Raw genomic sequence first — 15,603 nt, forward strand, 5'->3', positions numbered from 1 at the left:
GTTCGGACGGGGCGATCCCTCAGCCGGCCGCCGCCCCCGTCGTCGTCGCGGCCGCCGTCGATGTCGTCTTCGTCGACGCGCGCACGACGAGCTCAGGCTGGAAGACGAGGGCGCGGTGCTCGCGCGAGCCCGCGATGTGCTCGACGAGCAGCTCGGCCGCGCGCCGACCCATTTCGCGCGCGGGCTGTCGCACCGAGGTCAGGGGCACCGCGGCGACCGATGCGAACTCGATGTCGTCGTAGCCGATGACCGCGATGTCCTCGGGGACCCGCACGCCGGCTCCCACAAGACCCGACACGATCCCGCACGCGAGGTGGTCGTTGGTCGCGAGGATCGCATCGGGCCACTCGGCGCGGGGCGCGGCCGCGATGTCGGCACCGAACGCCTGGCCGAGCGCCGCTGTCGTGCGGGTGGAGATCACCACCTCCAGCCGGGCGTCGGTGTGCTCGGCGACGGCTTCGCGCGCACCCTGCAGACGTTCACGCACCTGTCGGACCTCTTCACGCGCACCCACGAAGGCGATACGTCGGCGACCGTTGGCGAGCAGGTGCTCGGCGGCGAGGCGCCCGCCGGCGACGTCGTCGAACGACACCGACGGCAACTGCGCGTCATCGTCCTTCGCGTCGGCGAGGACGACGGGGATGCCGCGGGCCTGCAGCCGACGGATCGACGGTCCGGCGTCACCGAACGGCGAGACGATCACACCCTCGACCTGCACGCGCTCGAACAGCTCGAGGTGGCCGCGCTCCTTGACGACGTCGTCGTCGCTGTTTCCGACGAGGATGCGGTAGCCCGCGGCGGCCGCAGCCTCCTCGGCCCCGCTCACGAGCGCCGCGAAGAAGGGGTTGGCGATGTTGATGACGGTCATGCCGAGCAGTCCGTTGCGACCCGCGCGCAGCTGCTGTGCAGCCTGCAGCGGCAGGTATCCGAGCTCGTCGGCGACGCGCCGCACCCGTTCGACGAGAGGAGCGCTCACCGTGTGCGGGTGGTTCAGCGCGTTCGAGACCGTGCTGATCGAGACGCCGGCACGCTCGGCGACGTCCCGGATGCCCACTCGCTTCACTGCGTCTCCCCGCGATCGGCGGCGATGCGTCATCGCCGTCACGGTGCCGAGGCGGCCCGCTCGATCATGGTAAGCGCTCACCTCCGGCGCACGTCGACGCCCCGCGCGACGCGCGGGACGCGGCCGACCCGGCGGCTCCGGCGCTTCAGGCCATGGCGTCGTGCACGTCGCGCGCCTTCTGCGTGCGGTACGGGGCCGCGAGTCGGGTGCCGAGCACGATCTTGCCGCGCGAATGGAGGCGGGCAAGGTCCTCGTACGCCTCCACGATGTCATCCAGGTCGTAGAGCCCCGAGATGAGGAGCGTGAACGCACGCCGGTCGGCCAGGTCCGCCAGCCGCGCGAGCAGATCGCTGCCGTGGGCGACCGATTCGGGATCGTCCTGCAGCAGCTTCAGCTCGACGTCACGCCGATCGGCGCTGGAGCGATAGCGGGTCTCGGGGACCCCCAGCGCATCGGCGATGTCCCTGCCGTCTTTGCCGAAATTGTCGATGAACGCCGTCACCGGCCCCTGCGCCGCGCGCGATATGCGCTCCGGCATCCCCTCGCCGTACTTGACCGGGGTGATGCCGAGCTGGCGGAGGTAGTCGAAGTTGCGCTCGCCGCACGTCCCGATGACCTTCGCGCCGCGATGCTTCGCCAGTTGCACCTCGATGCTCCCGACCGCGCCCGCGGCGGCCGAGACGACCAGGGTGTCAGCGGCGCCGATGCGGAGATCGTCCAGGGTCTCGAGAGCCGTCGCGCCCGCGAGGTACAGCCCACCGGCGACCTCCCAGCTGACATTGCGCGGCTTGAGCACGAGAGAGGTCGACGGCACGAGGACGTGTGTGGCGTGCGCGCCGGTGCGCACGTGGCCGATCACCTCGGCGCCTCGGGGGAAGCCGGTCACTCCCGCGCCGGTCGCGGTGACGATGCCGGCGAAGTCGCTGCCCGATCCTCGCGGCCACGGATCGTCGACCCACGAGGCTTCGTTGCCGTTGCGGAGGAAGACCTCCATGTGGTTGATGCCCGTCGAGATGACTTCGACGCACACCTCGCCCGCGCCGGGGCTGGCCACGGGATGCATTCGCTTGTGGAGGACGTCGGCGTCGCCGAACTCCTCGTACTCGAAGGTTCCGGTCTGCATCTGCTTCTTCGCCATGCTTCTCCTCCTCGAACGCGCGGATCACTCGCGTCGCGAACGGCACGGAGGCGACGCATTCTCAGCCTGGCGCAGGATCCGGCCCCCGAGGGTCGGTTCCGAGAGGTTTTTCGTCCCGCGGGCGATACCGGCCGCAGGGACGCTGGCGCCGGCGCGCGTGTCGCGAACGGTCACGACTCGCCGTTGCGCCGGCGCGCGTCGGGGCCGGTACGGCGTGTCGCGACCGTTCGCGCCGGACCGGGCCGCGACACGACCGGGACCGGGCCGGGACCGCGCGCCGCCGAGAGGGACGGCCCGGGGCGGGCCCGCGGCCGGCCCTCAGGCGTCGCCGAGCGCCTCGGTCACGACGGCGCGGGCCTCCTCCTGCACCTCGTGCAGGTGATCGGCCCCGCGCAGCGACTCCGCGTAGAGCTTGTAGACGTCCTCCGTGCCCGAGGGGCGCGCGGCGAACCACGCGTGCTCGGTCTGCACCTTCAGGCCGCCGATCGCGGCGCCGTTGCCGGGGGCGTGCGAGAGCTTGGCCGTGATCGGCTCACCCGCCAGCTCGGTCGCCGTCACCGCGTCGGGCGAGAGCTTCGCGAGCGCGGCCTTCTGCGCGGGCGTCGCGGGGGCGTCGACGCGCTGATAGACGGATGCCCCATACTCGCCCTCGAGCTCGGCGTAGCGCTGCGACGGCGTCTTGCCCGTCACCGCGAGGATCTCGGCCGCGAGCAGCGCGAGCAGGATGCCGTCCTTGTCGGTGGTCCACACACTGCCGTCGAAACGCAGGAACGACGCGCCCGCCGATTCCTCGCCGCCGAATGCCACCGAGCCGTCCAGCAGCCCCGGCACGAACCACTTGAAGCCGACCGGCACCTCCAGCAGCGTCCGGCCGAGCGATTCGGCGACCCGGTCGATGATCATCGACGACACGAGGGTCTTGCCGACCGCGGCATCCGTCGGCCAATCCGGTCGATGCGAGAACAGATAGTCGATCGCGACGGCGAGATAGTGGTTCGGGTTCATCAGCCCGGCGTCGGGTGTGACGATCCCATGCCGGTCGGCGTCGGCGTCGTTGCCTGTGAGGAGGTCGTAGTCGCCGCGCTTGGCGACGAGCGAGGCCATCGCGTTGGGCGACGAAGGATCCATCCGGATCTTCTCGTCCCAGTCGAGGGTCATGAAGCGCCACGTCGGGTCGACGTCGGGGTTCACGACGGTCAGGTTGAGGTCGTAGTGCTCGCCGATCAGCGCCCAGTACTCCACGGATGCTCCGCCCAGGGGATCGGCCCCGATCCGGACGCCCGCCGTGCGGATCGCGTCGATGTCGATGATGTTCGACAGGTCGCGGACGTAGCCGTCGCGGAAGTCGTAGGTGCCCAGCGTGTCGGCGTCGATGTCGGCGAACGGGGTGCGCTTGACGCCGTCGAGTCCCGCGACGATGAGTTCGTTCGCACGATCGGCGATCCACGAGGTGGCGTCGGTGTCGGCGGGCCCGCCGTGCGGCGGGTTGTATTTGAAGCCGCCGTCGCGCGGCGGGTTGTGTGACGGCGTGACGACGATGCCGTCCGACCGGCCCGGGTCATCGAGCGCGCGGCCCTTGTTGTAGGCGAGGATCGCGTGGCTGAGGGCCGGGGTCGGCACCCACGCGTCGCGGGAGTCGACGCGGACGTCGATGCCGTTGGCCACGAGCACCTCGATCGCGCTGCGCTCCGCCGGCAGCGACAGTCCGTGGGTGTCGCGGCCGAGGAACAGCGGGCCACTTATGCCCTGACCGATGCGGTAGTCGATGATGGCCTGCGTCGTGGCCAGGATGTGGTCTTCGTTAAAGCTGGTCGACAGCGACGACCCCCGGTGCCCGCTCGTGCCGAAGGCGACGCGCTGCGCCGGGATGGAGGCATCCGGCTTCCTGTCGTAATAGGCGGCGATGAGTTCGTCGATGTCGATCAGATCGGATGCTTCGGCTTGCTGTCCTGCGCGGCTCATGGGTTCATCCTTGCACCGGCGGCGGCGTCGCGCCCATGTTTGATCGCGCGGCGCGCTCTCCCAGCCCGCGACCGCCCCTCCTCATCGTCGTGCCACTCTTGCGTCCCGTCGTTCTGCAGCGTGGTGCCGGAGTCCACACCGGGGAGGCGCCAGCACCACTCCTGCCCCGCGGTGCAGAAGCTGGGCACCTCATGGGCGGGGTACCTCACCCGCGCGGCTAGGCTGGCGATCGTGACGTCCGACCCCGCCGGTGTGCATCCCCGCGTCCGCCGCACGTACAGCTACCTGGGGCCGGCCGGAACCTTCACGGAAGCCGCCCTCGCCCAGGTGCCCGAGGCGCGCGACCAGACGTGGCGTCCGGTCCGCAACGTGGGCGAAGCGCTCGCCGATGTCATCGACGGCCGCTCCGACGCCGCGATGATCGCGATCGAGAACTCCGTCGACGGCGGGGTGTCGACCGCCCAGGACGCCCTCGCGACGATCCCGGGCCTGCGGATCGTCGGCGAATACCTCGTGCCGGTGAACTTCGTCCTGGTGGCCCAGCCCGGTGTGCGGCTCGAGGACGTGTCGCTCGTCGCCGCGCACCCGGTCGCCTACGGCCAGTGCCTGCAGTGGCTCACGCGGACGCTCCCGGCGCACGCGCACCTGCCCGCGGCGAGCAATGTGGCCAGCGCCGTCGGTCTGGTCGACGGCACGAGCAATGCGGATGCCGCGATCGCGCCCCCCGGAATCCTCGAGCACTACGACCTCGAACTGCTGGCCGAGCACATCGGCGACAACCCGAACGCCGTCACGAGGTTCGTCCTGGTGAGCCGCACCTCCGCGCCGCAGCCGCCGACCGGCGCCGACAAGACCTCGCTGATCGTCGAGCTGCCCGAGGATCATCCCGGCGCCCTCCTGGAGATGCTCGAGCAGTTCGCGACGCGCGGCATCAACCTGTCGCTGCTCGCGTCACGGCCGATCGGCGATGCGCTCGGGCGGTACCGGTTCGTGATCGACGCGGACGGCCACGTCAGCGACGAGCGGATGGCGGACGCGCTCCTCGGACTCCGCCGCTTCAGCCCCCGGGTGATCTTCCTCGGTTCGTACCCGCGGGCCGATCGCGCCCTCGTGCGCTACCCCGACCGGTACTCGGACGATGTGTTCGTCGAGGCGCGCGAGTGGCTGCGCGGTCTCGTGAGCGGCGAGCCCGAGGCGTAGCCCGGCCGGTGGCGTCAGGCGGCCAGTGCCGCCGAGACCAGCTCGAGGGTCTGGATGCGGCCGGGCGCGGCATCCACCGGCTCTCCGTCGTAGCCGCCGGCGATCGGTGACAGCATGACCTCGTCGACGTCCCAGCGGGCGGCGAACGCCGACAGCTCGGCGGCGACGGTCTCCCCCGTTCCGACGAACCACTTCGAGCGCGCGGATGCCATCACCGACTGCGCCATCGTGTCGAAGTCGCCAGCGGCACGCGACTGCTCGACGCTCTCCATGGCCACGAGCGGCCGGTTCGTGCGCAGGCGAGCCATCATCCGCTGGTTGGGGAGCGAGCGCTCCTCGGCCTCTTCGGCCGTCGGCGCCGCGACGACGTTGACGGTGAGGAAGGTGCGCGGTGCATCGAGGGTCTCGCTCGGCTGGAAGCCCGAGCGATACACGTCGAGTGCGCGCTCGAGGCCCTCGCCCGAGAAGTGGTTCGCGAACACATAGGGCAGGCCGAGCGACGCGGCGAGCTGCGCCGAGTAGTCGCTCGATCCCAGCAGCCAGACCTCGGGGGTGCCGGCGGCCGCGGGCGTGGCGTGCACGTCGTAGGTGCCGCCGGACGAGAACTGCACGGTCGCTCCCTCGGCCGACATGAGCGAGCGGATGTCGCGCACGTGCTGCGGGAACCGCTCCACGTCGCTGGAGGTGCCCGACATGCGCAGCAGCTGCGTGATCACCGGGTCGCTGCCGGGTGCGCGACCGAGGCCGAGGTCGATGCGTCCGGGTGCGATCGCCTCGAGCGCGGCGAACTGCTCCGCCACGACGAGCGGCGCGTGGTTGGGCAGCATGACGCCGCCGGAGCCGACCCGGATCCGGGAGGTGCGAGACGCGGCGGCGGCGATGAGCACCGGAGGGGTGGTCGAGGCGACGGCGGGCATGTTGTGGTGCTCGGCGAACCAGTAGCGGCGGAACCCGAGGCGGTCCGCGTGCCCGGCGAGGTCGAGGGAGGCCGCGACCGCCTGCGCGGTCGTCTGCCCGGTGTGCACCGGGACCAGGTCGAGGACGGACAGGGCGGGAGCGGCGATCGTAGACATCACCACAACACAAGGCGCGCGGCACCCGCTCTATTCCGTCCGACGCGTCCACACCTCGTGCGGGGTCGCGGTCACCTCGAGCCGGGTGTCAGCGCGACGTCCTCTTGACCTTCTCGTAGGCCTCCAGCGCCGCGGCGCGCGAGGCCTTGAGATCGACGATCGGCTCGGGGGTCGAGGCATCCGGATCGGTGTACTCCGGAGCCCAGCGCCCGATGTACTCGCTGTGCTTGTCGAACTTCTGCGCCTGCAGTTCGGGGTTGAACACGCGGAAGTACGGCGCCGCGTCGGCACCCGAGCCGGCGACCCACTGCCAGTTGAACGGGTTCGAGGCGCCGTCTCCGTCGACCAGGCAGTCCCAGAACCACTGTTCGCCGAGGCGCCAGTCGATCAGCAGATTCTTGATGAGGAAGGATGCCGTCACCATGCGCACCCGGTTGTGCATCGCGCCGCTCTTCCAGAGCTCGCGCATGCCCGCATCGACGAGCGGTACGCCGGTCCTGCCCTGCTGCCACGCCTCGAGGTGGGCGGTGTCGAGCTCGGGCCACGGGAACGAGTCGAACTCCGGCCTCAGGTTGACGGTCGCGAGGTCGGGGTGGTGGAAGAGCACGTGGGTCGCGAATTCGCGCCACCCGATCTCGGAGAGGAACCGCTGCGCGGCCGCCGCGCGTGTACCGGTGGCCTTTGCCGACACGGTCTCGTGCCAGACGGTGTGCGGCGAGAGCTCGCCCCAGCGCAAGCGCGGCGAGAGGTTCGAGGTGACGCCGGCCGCGGGCTCGTCGCGCGCACGGTCGTAGTCGCCGAGGTCGTCGTCGAGGAATTCGCGGAGGCGCGCCCGTGCCGCCGGCTCTCCCGGCTCCCACGCGTCGCGCAGCCCGCCGGCCCAGTCCGGCTTCGTGGGCAGGAGCCCCCAGTCGTCGAGCTCGTCCGATGCGGGCGCGGTGGCCGGGCCCCGCAGCTGCCGGGGTTCGGGTAGGGGTGCGCGGGGAGCCGGCATCCCCAGGCACGCGCGCCAGAAGGGCGTGAACACCGAATACGAGCTGCCCGAGCCGGTCTGCACGGTCCACGGTTCGAAGAGGACGGATGCCGCGAACGACGCCACTTCGACGCCCCCGCCATCGCCCTCGCCGTCGTCGCCGCTGCCGCGGAGGGCGGTCTTGAGCGCCGTGTCGATCTCGCGCTCGGCACCGCCGTAGCGGCGGTTCCAGTAGACGGCTCCGGCGTCGACCTCGGCCACGACCTCGGCCACGACGTCGGCAGCGGGCCCGCGCCGGAGCACCAGCACCCCGCCGCGCTCCTGGATGCGATCGCGGAGCGACGCGAGGCTGTGATGCAGCCACCACTTCATCGCGCCTCCGAGCGGTCGGATGCCTTCGGACTCCTCGTCCAGGACGTACAGCGCGATCACCGGTTCGTCGCGGTCGATGGCGGCGCGCAGGGCCGGGTTGTCGGCCAGTCGGAGGTCTTCGCGGAACCAGACGAGTGAAGGGCGGGGCATCCGCTCATTCTTCCCGCTTCGGGGCCGGCTCGGGCGGGCTTGACACGATCCCGCGCCGCGGGGTCCTCAGAGCGCCGAGACGGAGTGGCCGCGCGGGAGCGCGACGATCAGGCCGCCGGCATCCACTCGGCACCACACCCGGACCGCCTCGCCGAACTCGTCCCCGTCGAGCTGCACGGGCTGCGGTGTGCCCGCGGCCACTTCGATGCCGGTGCCGCGCGCGTAGACGACGGCGTTGTCCTTCGTGCGCAGTGCCAGCACCCGGCGCCCGGCGCGGAAGCGGCGGAGGAACGAGTTGTCCCACGCGACGCGCCGCCAGACCAGGAGCCATCCCAGGGCGTTCTTCGGCTGGAAGATGACGATGTCGAGCTCGCCGTCGGTGACGGACGCCTCGGGAATGAGGTCGAGTCCCGCCGGCAGCCTGCCGCAATTGGCGAACATGATGCTCTGCACTTTGGACGAGTGCAGTCGGTGCCCGTCGAGCTGGTACATCATCCGGTACGGCTTCGCCTTGACGAGTGAGCGGGCGGCGCCGTCGACGTACGCGACCCATCCGACGCGCTTCTTCAGGTCACCGCTGGTGTGCGCGATCATCGAGGCGTCCAGTCCCATACCGCCCATCACGACGAAGGCGTACTGGTCGGTCGACCCGTCGGTGCGGCGGAGCGAGGCGATGCCGACATCCATCGCCAGCCGGTCGCCGTCGAAGGCGGCGCGCACCATGGTCTCGGGCACGGACAGGGGGAGCGAGAGGTTGCGGGCCAGGAGATTTCCGGTGCCGCTGGGCACGATCGTCAGGGGCACGCCCGAATCGTTCATCGCCTGCGCCACCGCGCGGACGGTGCCGTCGCCACCGGCCACCAGCACGGCGTCGGCACCGGCGGCCAGCGCCTCGCGCGTCACGCCGTCGCCGAGATCCTCGACGCGGGTCTCGAAGAAGAGGGGCTCCGCCCACCCGGCCTCTGCGGACTGACGGGTGACGATCTCGCGCAGGCTCTCGGGGTCGACCTTGATCGGGTTGTAGACGAGGGCGGCGCGCTGACGGGCGTCGGTCTCGGTCATGGGGCCACACTATCCGGCACGATCCGGCGATATCGCGCTCCGAAGCCGCCGCTCCACCGCTGGATAGACTTGCACGATGATCGATCCCGCCCTCCTTCGTGACCACCCTGAGCTCGTCAAGCGCTCGCAGGAGTCCCGTGGCGAGCCCACGGAGAGCGTCGACGAGGCGCTCGCCGCCGACCGCGAACGACGCGCTGCGATCACCGCGTTCGAAGAGCTGCGAGCCGCTCAGAACGTGCACGGCAAGCGCGTCGCGCAGGCGCCGAAGGACGAGAAGGCCGCGCTCGTCGCCGAGGCGAAGGCTCTGAGCGATCAGGTGAAGTCGGCGCAGCATGTCGTCGCGGCCGCCGAGGAAGCGGCATCCGCGGCCCTCGGCAAGATCGAGAACGTCGTGCTCGACGGCGTTCCGGCAGGCGGCGAGGAGTCGTTCGTCACGCTCCGCACCCACGGCGAGCCGCCGACGTTCGACTTCACCCCGCGCGACCACCTCGAACTCGGCGAGCTGCTCGGCGCGATCGACATGGAGCGCGGCACCAAGGTGTCGGGCAGCCGCTTCTACTTCCTCACCGGCATCGGCGCGCGGCTCGAGATCGCACTCATGTCGCTGGCCCTCGACCGGGCTCTGCGCGCGGGCTTCACCCCGATGATCCCGCCCACCCTCGTGCGGCCCGAGGTCATGCAGGGCACGGGGTTCCTCGGCCAGCACGCCGCCGAGGTCTACCACCTCGAAGAGCAGGACCTCTATCTCGTCGGCACGAGCGAGGTGGCCCTCGCCGGCTATCACATGGGCGAGATCCTCGACTTCGCACGCGGGCCGAAGCGCTATGCCGGCTGGTCGACCTGCTATCGCAGCGAGGCGGGTTCGTACGGCAAGGACACCCGCGGCATCATCCGCGTGCACCAGTTCAACAAGCTCGAGATGTTCATCTACACGACACCGGATGCTGCCGAAGCCGAGCATGATCGCCTCGTGGAGATGCAGGAGGGCATGCTGCAGGACCTCGGACTCTCGTACCGTGTGATCGATGTGGCGGCCGGCGACCTCGGGTCCAGCGCTGCGCGCAAGTTCGACGTCGAGGCGTGGGTGCCCACGCAGGACGCCTACCGCGAGCTCACCAGTACCAGCAACTGCACCACCTACCAGGCCCGCCGGCTCGACGTGCGGTACCGGCCGGACGGCGCGAAGACGTCCTTCGTCGCGACCCTGAACGGCACGCTGGCGACCACGCGCTGGATCGTCGCGATCCTCGAGACCCACCAGCGCGCCGACGGATCGGTCACGGTGCCGGAGGTGCTGCGGCCCTACCTGGGCGGCCTCGAGGTCATGGAGCCGACCGGATGACCGACGACGCGAACACCGCGAGCCCCGAGCCCGTCGACGCGATGACCCACCGCCCGCACCTGCCCGAGACCGGCTCGGTGGAGGTCGTGGCGCCGTCCGAGGCTGCCGAACTCGTCGAGGAGATCGCCGCGGATGCTGCGGACCCGACGACTCCGACCGACCCGCTGCTGATCGTGCTCGACATCGACGGCACGATCCTGCTCGAAGACGAGTCGCTGAGCCCCGGGGTCCTGCAGGCGGTCGAGGACGCCCACACCGCCGGTCACGAGGTCATGCTCGCGACGGGGCGCAGCTGGAGCGGCACCCGCGGCATCCAGCGCCTGCTCGAGATCGAGCCGGAGTATCTGGTGTGCTCCAATGGCGCCGTGATCATGCGCCGGCTCGACCAGCCCGACGCCGACGGCGAGCGGTACGAGCGGTTCCACACCGAGACCTTCGACCCCACGGCGGTGCTGACGCTTCTGGGCGAGCATCTTCCGGACGCGCGTTACATGGTCGAGCTCGAGAACGGCGACCGGCTCTACACCGAGTACCTCGACGACTGGAACATGAGCGACGCGAAGCGGGTGACGTTCGACGAACTGTCGCATGCACCGGTGAGTCGTGTCGTGGTGGTCTCGCCCGATCAGGACGAGCACGACTTCATGAAGCTCGTCGAGGACATCGGATTGAACCAGGTCTCCTACGCGATCGGGTGGACCGCATGGCTCGACATCGCCCCGATGGGAGTCGACAAGTCGTCGGCTCTGGAGCTCGTGCGGGGCTGGCTCGGCGTCGACCCGGCGCACGTGCTGGTGATCGGCGACGGGCGCAACGACGTGGGCATGTTCCGGTGGGCGCGCGAGAACGGCGGTCGTGCGGTGGCGATGGCGCAGGGTCCGCAGGAGGTGCGCGATGCCGCCGGCGAGCAGACCTCGTCGGTGCAGGACGGTGGCGTCGCCGCCGTGCTGAAGGCCCTCTGAGGACACAGATCCGGTGCACGTGGCGGGAGAAGCGCCGATGAGACCGGGGAATCTCCCGGTGCGTCGTTCAGCACCTCCCCAGCCACGATGGGGACAATGGCGGGATAGGGCCGTCGACTAGACTCGGGCACTGTTCGGTGAATGCCTCGGCATTGATCGGGAGGGTTGTCCGAGCGGCCGATGGACCTGGTCTTGAAAACCAGTGGGCAGCAATGTCCCGTGGGTTCGAATCCCACACCCTCCGCAGTGGAACCAGGGTGTGCCGAGCGCACCCTGGTTCAGCCCCGAGAGGACCCGAGTGAGTCAGTCGACCAAGCCCGGCACACGTGGCCGCCGCACCGTCGCACGTCACGGCGCCCTGAAGTCGCCGCATCCGTTCAGCCAGCTGATGAAGATCGTGGGCGTCATGCTCGCCGTCGTGCTGGTGTCGGGTGCGGGCGTCGCCGCGTACGCGGCCTACGACCTGACCGCGAGCTTCACCGATGACGCCGTGGCCCTCGAGGGCCAGAGTCCTGTGCCCCCCGACATCGGAGCCATCGAGGGCGGCATCGACGTGCTGCTCACCGGCACCGACGAATGCCTGCCCGAGTTCGCCGCGTACTTCGGCGACCGATGCACGGGCGCCGACGCCGGCGGGGAGCTGAACGACGTCAACCTGCTGATGCACATCTCGGACAACCCCCGTCGCGTCACGGTGATCTCGTTCCCCCGCGACCTCATGATGCCGATCCCCGCGTGCACGGAGGAGGACGGCACGGAGCACGCCGCGATGACGAAGCAGCAGCTCAACTCCGCGTACTCGTACGGCGGGCTGTCCTGCGTCGCGAAGACCATCTCGCAGCTCACCGACATCAACATCCCCTTCGCCGCGAAGGTCAACTTCGGCGGCGTCATCAATATCACCGACGCGATCGGCGGTGTCAGCGTCTGCATCGGCAACGGCGGCATCCGCGACAGCTACACCGGCATCGACTGGCCGGCCGGCGAACGCACCGTGCAGGGCCTCGAGGCGCTGCAGTTCCTGCGCACACGCCACGGCCTCGAGAACGGCAGCGACCTCGCGCGCATCAGCAACCAGCAGCAGTACATGTCGCAGCTGGCCCACAAGCTGGTCAGTGACGAGGTGCTGTCGAACCCCGCGACCCTGTACAAGCTCGCCACGACGGCGGTCGACAACATCACCCCGAGCAAGAGCCTGACCAACCCGCTCACGCTCGTCCAGATCGCTCTGGCCGTGAAGAGCGTCCCCTTCGAAGACATCGTGTTCGTGCAGTACCCGGTCCAGACCGACCCGTACGACGCGAACCGGGTCGTACCCAACTACGACTCGGCGCAGGTGCTGTTGGACGCTCTCGCGGCCAATCAGCCGCTGCAGCTCACCAGCGACGTCGACGCGGGCGGCGGCTCGATCGTCGTGAGCCCGGAGCCCACGACCGAGCCGGTCACGCCCGACCCCGCCGCCACGACGGATCCGGGCGCCACGCCTGCGCCGACCGAGACCGCAGCGGTGCTGCCGAGCGACGTGCCCGGACAGAACGCCGCGACGCAGACCTGCTCGGCGGGCAACCTCCGCGAATGACGGTCGGGAGGAGGAGGGACGGATGCCGCGGCATCCGTCCCTCCTCCTCCCGAGCGGCGCCGGCGTTCGTCTGAGCGGACCGCAGCGGTTATGATTGCTGAGCGCAGGTGCGCGCTTTCGAGCGTCGCCTGACTGGAGACGTCGCATAGTTCGGCCTAGTGCACCACCCTGCTAAGGTGGAGACCCCTTAAGGGGTCCGAGGGTTCAAATCCCTCCGTCTCCGCACTGAGAATGCCTGGTCAGACGACGTTTCATGACGGCCCTCGTGTGCCCTCATGATCGGTGTCGTGCGGCGCCCGTGGTTCGGACACATCGAGCTCGCGGACTGCGCGCGAGCCTCGTCCCGATCCATTCGCCGATACTCCCGCACGGGAATGCGCGCCATTGCTCGTCGTGGGGTGGCGCAGTCCGTAACGTGGAGGTATGGCGCGCAACGACCTCCGACCGGAAGATCTGTACACCGGTCCGATCGACCTCCCCCGCACGGATACGACCGACGGGGAGAACGACTCAGAGAAGAACGAGATCACCTACGACGAGCAGCGCTATCCCGCGCGGCCGAGGCGGCTGCGACCGCGTGACCACTTCCGCGGCGGGAGCGTCCGCCGCATCACCACCGATCCGCGCACGGCCAACGGCACCAACCCGTCGTACGTCGAGTGGCTCGTGCGGCAGTCGATGCTGAAAGACGCGGACGTCCTCGCCCGGCAGCTCTCCGGGCAGCCGGCGATGTGGCGCAATCCCTACGCGCGTCCCGACGCGCGACGCGCGATCGCCACCAGCGATGTGTGGTTCACGGCCTATCCGATCTCCTTCATCACGCGGCCTGGGCAGTCGTTCCTCTCGGCGCTCGGCGACGACCAGCTGTGGTCGGCGTTCGAGCGCGTCGGGATCACCGCGATCCACACCGGCCCGGTGAAGCGCGCGGGCGGGATCGCCGGGTGGCTCGAGACCCCCAGCGTCGACGGGCACTTCGACCGCATCAGCACGTCGATCGATCCTGCGTTCGGCACCGAGGACGAGTTCCGCGCGCTGTGCGACGTCGCAGAGTCGCACGGCGGCAGCGTCATCGACGACATCGTGCCCGGGCACACCGGCAAGGGCGCCGATTTCCGCCTCGCGGAGATGGGCTTCAAGGACTATCCCGGGATCTACCACATGATCGAGATCCCGCCCGAGGACTGGTCGCTGCTGCCCGACGTGCCCGAGGGGGTCGACAGCGTCAACCTCGACCCGGCGACCGAGCACGAGCTCGCCGAACGCGGGTACATCATCGGCGCACTCCAGCGCGTCATCTTCTACACGCCGGGCGTGAAGGAGACGAACTGGAGCGCGACGGCCCCCGCCATCGGACCCGACGGGATCACCCGTCGGTGGGTCTATCTGCACTACTTCAAGCAGGGTCAGCCGTCGATCAACTGGCTCGACCCGACGTTCGCGGGTATGCGCCTCGTGATCGGCGATGCCCTGCACTCCCTCGGGGAGCTCGGCACGAGCGCACTGCGCCTCGACGCCAACGGATTCCTGGGCGTGGAGAAGAGCGCCGAGGGTCTGCCCGCATGGTCGGAGGGGCATCCGCTCTCCCACGCGGCGAACCACATCATCGCCGGGATGGTCCGCAAGGTCGGTGGCTTCACCTTCCAGGAGCTCAACCTCACGATCGAGGACATCCGCGACACGGGGGCCGTCGGAGCCGATCTGTCGTACGACTTCATCGGGCGGCCGGGCTACCATCACGCGCTCGCGACGGGGCAGACCGAATTCCTGCGGCTGGCGCTCACCACCTCGCTCGAGCTCGGCGTCGCACCCGTGCAGCTCGTGCACGGGCTGCAGAACCATGACGAGCTCACCTACGAGCTCGTGCACTGGGCGACGCGTCACGGCGAGGACCTGTTCCGCTTCCGCGGGCGGGAGATCACGGGCGGACAGCTCGCCGAGGAGGTGCGGGCCGACCTCACCGAGAGCCTCACCGGTTCGGCCGACTTCAACCGCGTCTTCACGCAGAACGGCATCGCCTGCACGACGACATCGCTCATCGCGGCCACGCGCGGCGCCTCGCGACTCGACGAGATCACCGACGCCGACGTGCCGGCCATCCGTGATGCGCATCTTCTCCTCTGCGCCTACAACGCGTGGCAGCCGGGTGTCTTCGCGCTCTCCGGGTGGGACCTGACGGGCATGCTCACCGTCCCCTCCCGCGAGGTCGCGGACCTCCTCTCGGCCGGTGACACGCGGTGGATCGAGCGCGGCGCGCATGATCTGCTCGACGTCGATCCGGGAGCCACGCGCTCGGCGGCCGGCATGCCGCGCGGGCGGGCGCTGTACGGTCCGCTTCCCGCGCAACTCGACGACCCGACTTCGTTCGCCTCGAAGCTGGCCGGTGTGCTCGAACTCCGGCGGGAGTACGGCATCGCGACGGCCACGCAGGTCGACATCCCCGAAGTCGCACACGCGGGGATGCTGGTGCTCGTGCACCGTCTCGACAACGGCGACGCCGCAGCCGATGCGCAGATGCAGGTGACGGTCCTCAACTTCTCCGCCGAGGCGATCGAGGGCACGGTGCGCTCCGAACAGCTCGTGCCGCAGAGCGATGTGATGGATGCCGCGTCCGGCGACATCGTCGGACGCGTCGACGATCTGCAGAGCTTCGCCGTCTCGCTTCCCGCCTACGGGGCGAAGTTCCTCGTGCTGAAGCCGCTGGAGAGCGCGGAGGCCGGCGCCGAGTGA

General features: G+C 70.0%; 11 protein-coding genes and 2 tRNA genes. 7 read left to right on the forward strand and 6 right to left on the reverse strand.

Annotated features, from left to right (window positions below; all coding sequences use genetic code 11):
* Nucleotides 1-19: 19 nt before the first annotated feature.
* From ACFXOO_RS00525 to pgm, 3 genes are all read right to left on the reverse strand, one after another.
* A complete protein-coding gene (locus ACFXOO_RS00525; protein WP_394562446.1) occupies nt 20-1,063 on the reverse strand; it encodes a LacI family DNA-binding transcriptional regulator in 1,044 nt (347 codons plus the stop codon).
* A gap of 145 nt (nt 1,064-1,208) precedes the next feature.
* Nucleotides 1,209-2,201: an NADP-dependent oxidoreductase gene (locus ACFXOO_RS00530; protein ID WP_378853312.1), complete on the reverse strand. Its 993-nt coding sequence runs from the start codon at nt 2,199-2,201 to the stop codon at nt 1,209-1,211.
* Nucleotides 2,202-2,519: 318 nt separating this feature from the next.
* Nucleotides 2,520-4,163: a phosphoglucomutase (alpha-D-glucose-1,6-bisphosphate-dependent) gene (gene pgm / locus ACFXOO_RS00535; RefSeq protein ID WP_378853314.1), complete on the reverse strand. Its 1,644-nt coding sequence runs from the start codon at nt 4,161-4,163 to the stop codon at nt 2,520-2,522.
* Nucleotides 4,164-4,394: 231 nt separating this feature from the next.
* Between pgm and pheA the strand changes: the two genes are divergently transcribed.
* Complete coding sequence (gene pheA / locus ACFXOO_RS00540) at nt 4,395-5,363, forward strand: prephenate dehydratase (protein ID WP_378843544.1); 969 nt, start codon at nt 4,395-4,397, stop codon at nt 5,361-5,363.
* Between the two features lie 14 nt (nt 5,364-5,377).
* Here pheA and ACFXOO_RS00545 read toward each other — a convergent pair whose 3' ends face one another.
* From ACFXOO_RS00545 to ACFXOO_RS00555, 3 genes are all read right to left on the reverse strand, one after another.
* Nucleotides 5,378-6,436 (reverse strand): LLM class flavin-dependent oxidoreductase, encoded by a 1,059-nt coding sequence (locus ACFXOO_RS00545; protein WP_394562447.1) that lies wholly within the window; start codon nt 6,434-6,436, stop codon nt 5,378-5,380.
* Between the two features lie 88 nt (nt 6,437-6,524).
* Nucleotides 6,525-7,931 (reverse strand): cryptochrome/photolyase family protein, encoded by a 1,407-nt coding sequence (locus ACFXOO_RS00550; protein WP_394562448.1) that lies wholly within the window; start codon nt 7,929-7,931, stop codon nt 6,525-6,527.
* Between the two features lie 66 nt (nt 7,932-7,997).
* Nucleotides 7,998-8,993, reverse strand: a complete 996-nt coding sequence (locus ACFXOO_RS00555) for a diacylglycerol/lipid kinase family protein (RefSeq protein WP_378843550.1) — start codon at nt 8,991-8,993, stop codon at nt 7,998-8,000.
* Between the two features lie 76 nt (nt 8,994-9,069).
* Between ACFXOO_RS00555 and serS the strand changes: the two genes are divergently transcribed.
* The 6 genes from serS (at nt 9,070) to treS (ending at nt 15,603) form a co-directional block, all read left to right on the forward strand.
* Nucleotides 9,070-10,335 carry a serine--tRNA ligase gene (serS, locus tag ACFXOO_RS00560; protein ID WP_378843552.1) on the forward strand — a complete coding sequence of 422 codons (1,266 nt, stop codon included), beginning with the start codon at nt 9,070-9,072 and terminating at the stop codon, nt 10,333-10,335.
* Between the two features lie 41 nt (nt 10,336-10,376).
* The gene (locus ACFXOO_RS00565; RefSeq protein ID WP_394563166.1) at nt 10,377-11,297 is read left to right on the forward strand and encodes an HAD family hydrolase; all 921 of its coding nucleotides are present in this window, start codon (nt 10,377-10,379) and stop codon (nt 11,295-11,297) included.
* Between the two features lie 159 nt (nt 11,298-11,456).
* Nucleotides 11,457-11,541 (forward strand) — tRNA-Ser (locus tag ACFXOO_RS00570).
* A 54-nt stretch (nt 11,542-11,595) separates the two neighbouring features.
* Nucleotides 11,596-12,876: an LCP family protein gene (locus ACFXOO_RS00575; protein WP_378843554.1), complete on the forward strand. Its 1,281-nt coding sequence runs from the start codon at nt 11,596-11,598 to the stop codon at nt 12,874-12,876.
* A 134-nt stretch (nt 12,877-13,010) separates the two neighbouring features.
* Nucleotides 13,011-13,099 (forward strand) — tRNA-Ser (locus tag ACFXOO_RS00580).
* 200 nt (nt 13,100-13,299) lie between these two features.
* The gene (treS, locus tag ACFXOO_RS00585) at nt 13,300-15,603 is read left to right on the forward strand and encodes a maltose alpha-D-glucosyltransferase (RefSeq protein ID WP_394562449.1); all 2,304 of its coding nucleotides are present in this window, start codon (nt 13,300-13,302) and stop codon (nt 15,601-15,603) included.

The organism is Microbacterium sp. P03 (genome assembly GCF_043556235.1).
In the GTDB taxonomy this organism is placed as follows: Bacteria; Actinomycetota; Actinomycetes; order Actinomycetales; family Microbacteriaceae; genus Microbacterium.

What these genes read in the sequence shown, in the direction of transcription:
- ACFXOO_RS00530 (WP_378853312.1), bottom strand. Translation starts at nt 2,201, where the DNA reads ATGGCGAAGAAGCAGATGCAGACCGGAACCTTCGAGTACGAGGAGTTC.
- pgm (WP_378853314.1), bottom strand. Translation starts at nt 4,163, where the DNA reads ATGAGCCGCGCAGGACAGCAAGCCGAAGCATCCGATCTGATCGACATC.
- ACFXOO_RS00545 (WP_394562447.1), bottom strand. Translation starts at nt 6,436, where the DNA reads ATGTCTACGATCGCCGCTCCCGCCCTGTCCGTCCTCGACCTGGTCCCG.
- ACFXOO_RS00550 (WP_394562448.1), bottom strand. Translation starts at nt 7,931, where the DNA reads ATGCCCCGCCCTTCACTCGTCTGGTTCCGCGAAGACCTCCGACTGGCC.
- ACFXOO_RS00555 (WP_378843550.1), bottom strand. Translation starts at nt 8,993, where the DNA reads ATGACCGAGACCGACGCCCGTCAGCGCGCCGCCCTCGTCTACAACCCG.
- serS (WP_378843552.1), top strand. Translation starts at nt 9,070, where the DNA reads ATGATCGATCCCGCCCTCCTTCGTGACCACCCTGAGCTCGTCAAGCGC.
- ACFXOO_RS00565 (WP_394563166.1), top strand. Translation starts at nt 10,377, where the DNA reads ATGACCCACCGCCCGCACCTGCCCGAGACCGGCTCGGTGGAGGTCGTG.
- treS (WP_394562449.1), top strand. Translation starts at nt 13,300, where the DNA reads ATGGCGCGCAACGACCTCCGACCGGAAGATCTGTACACCGGTCCGATC.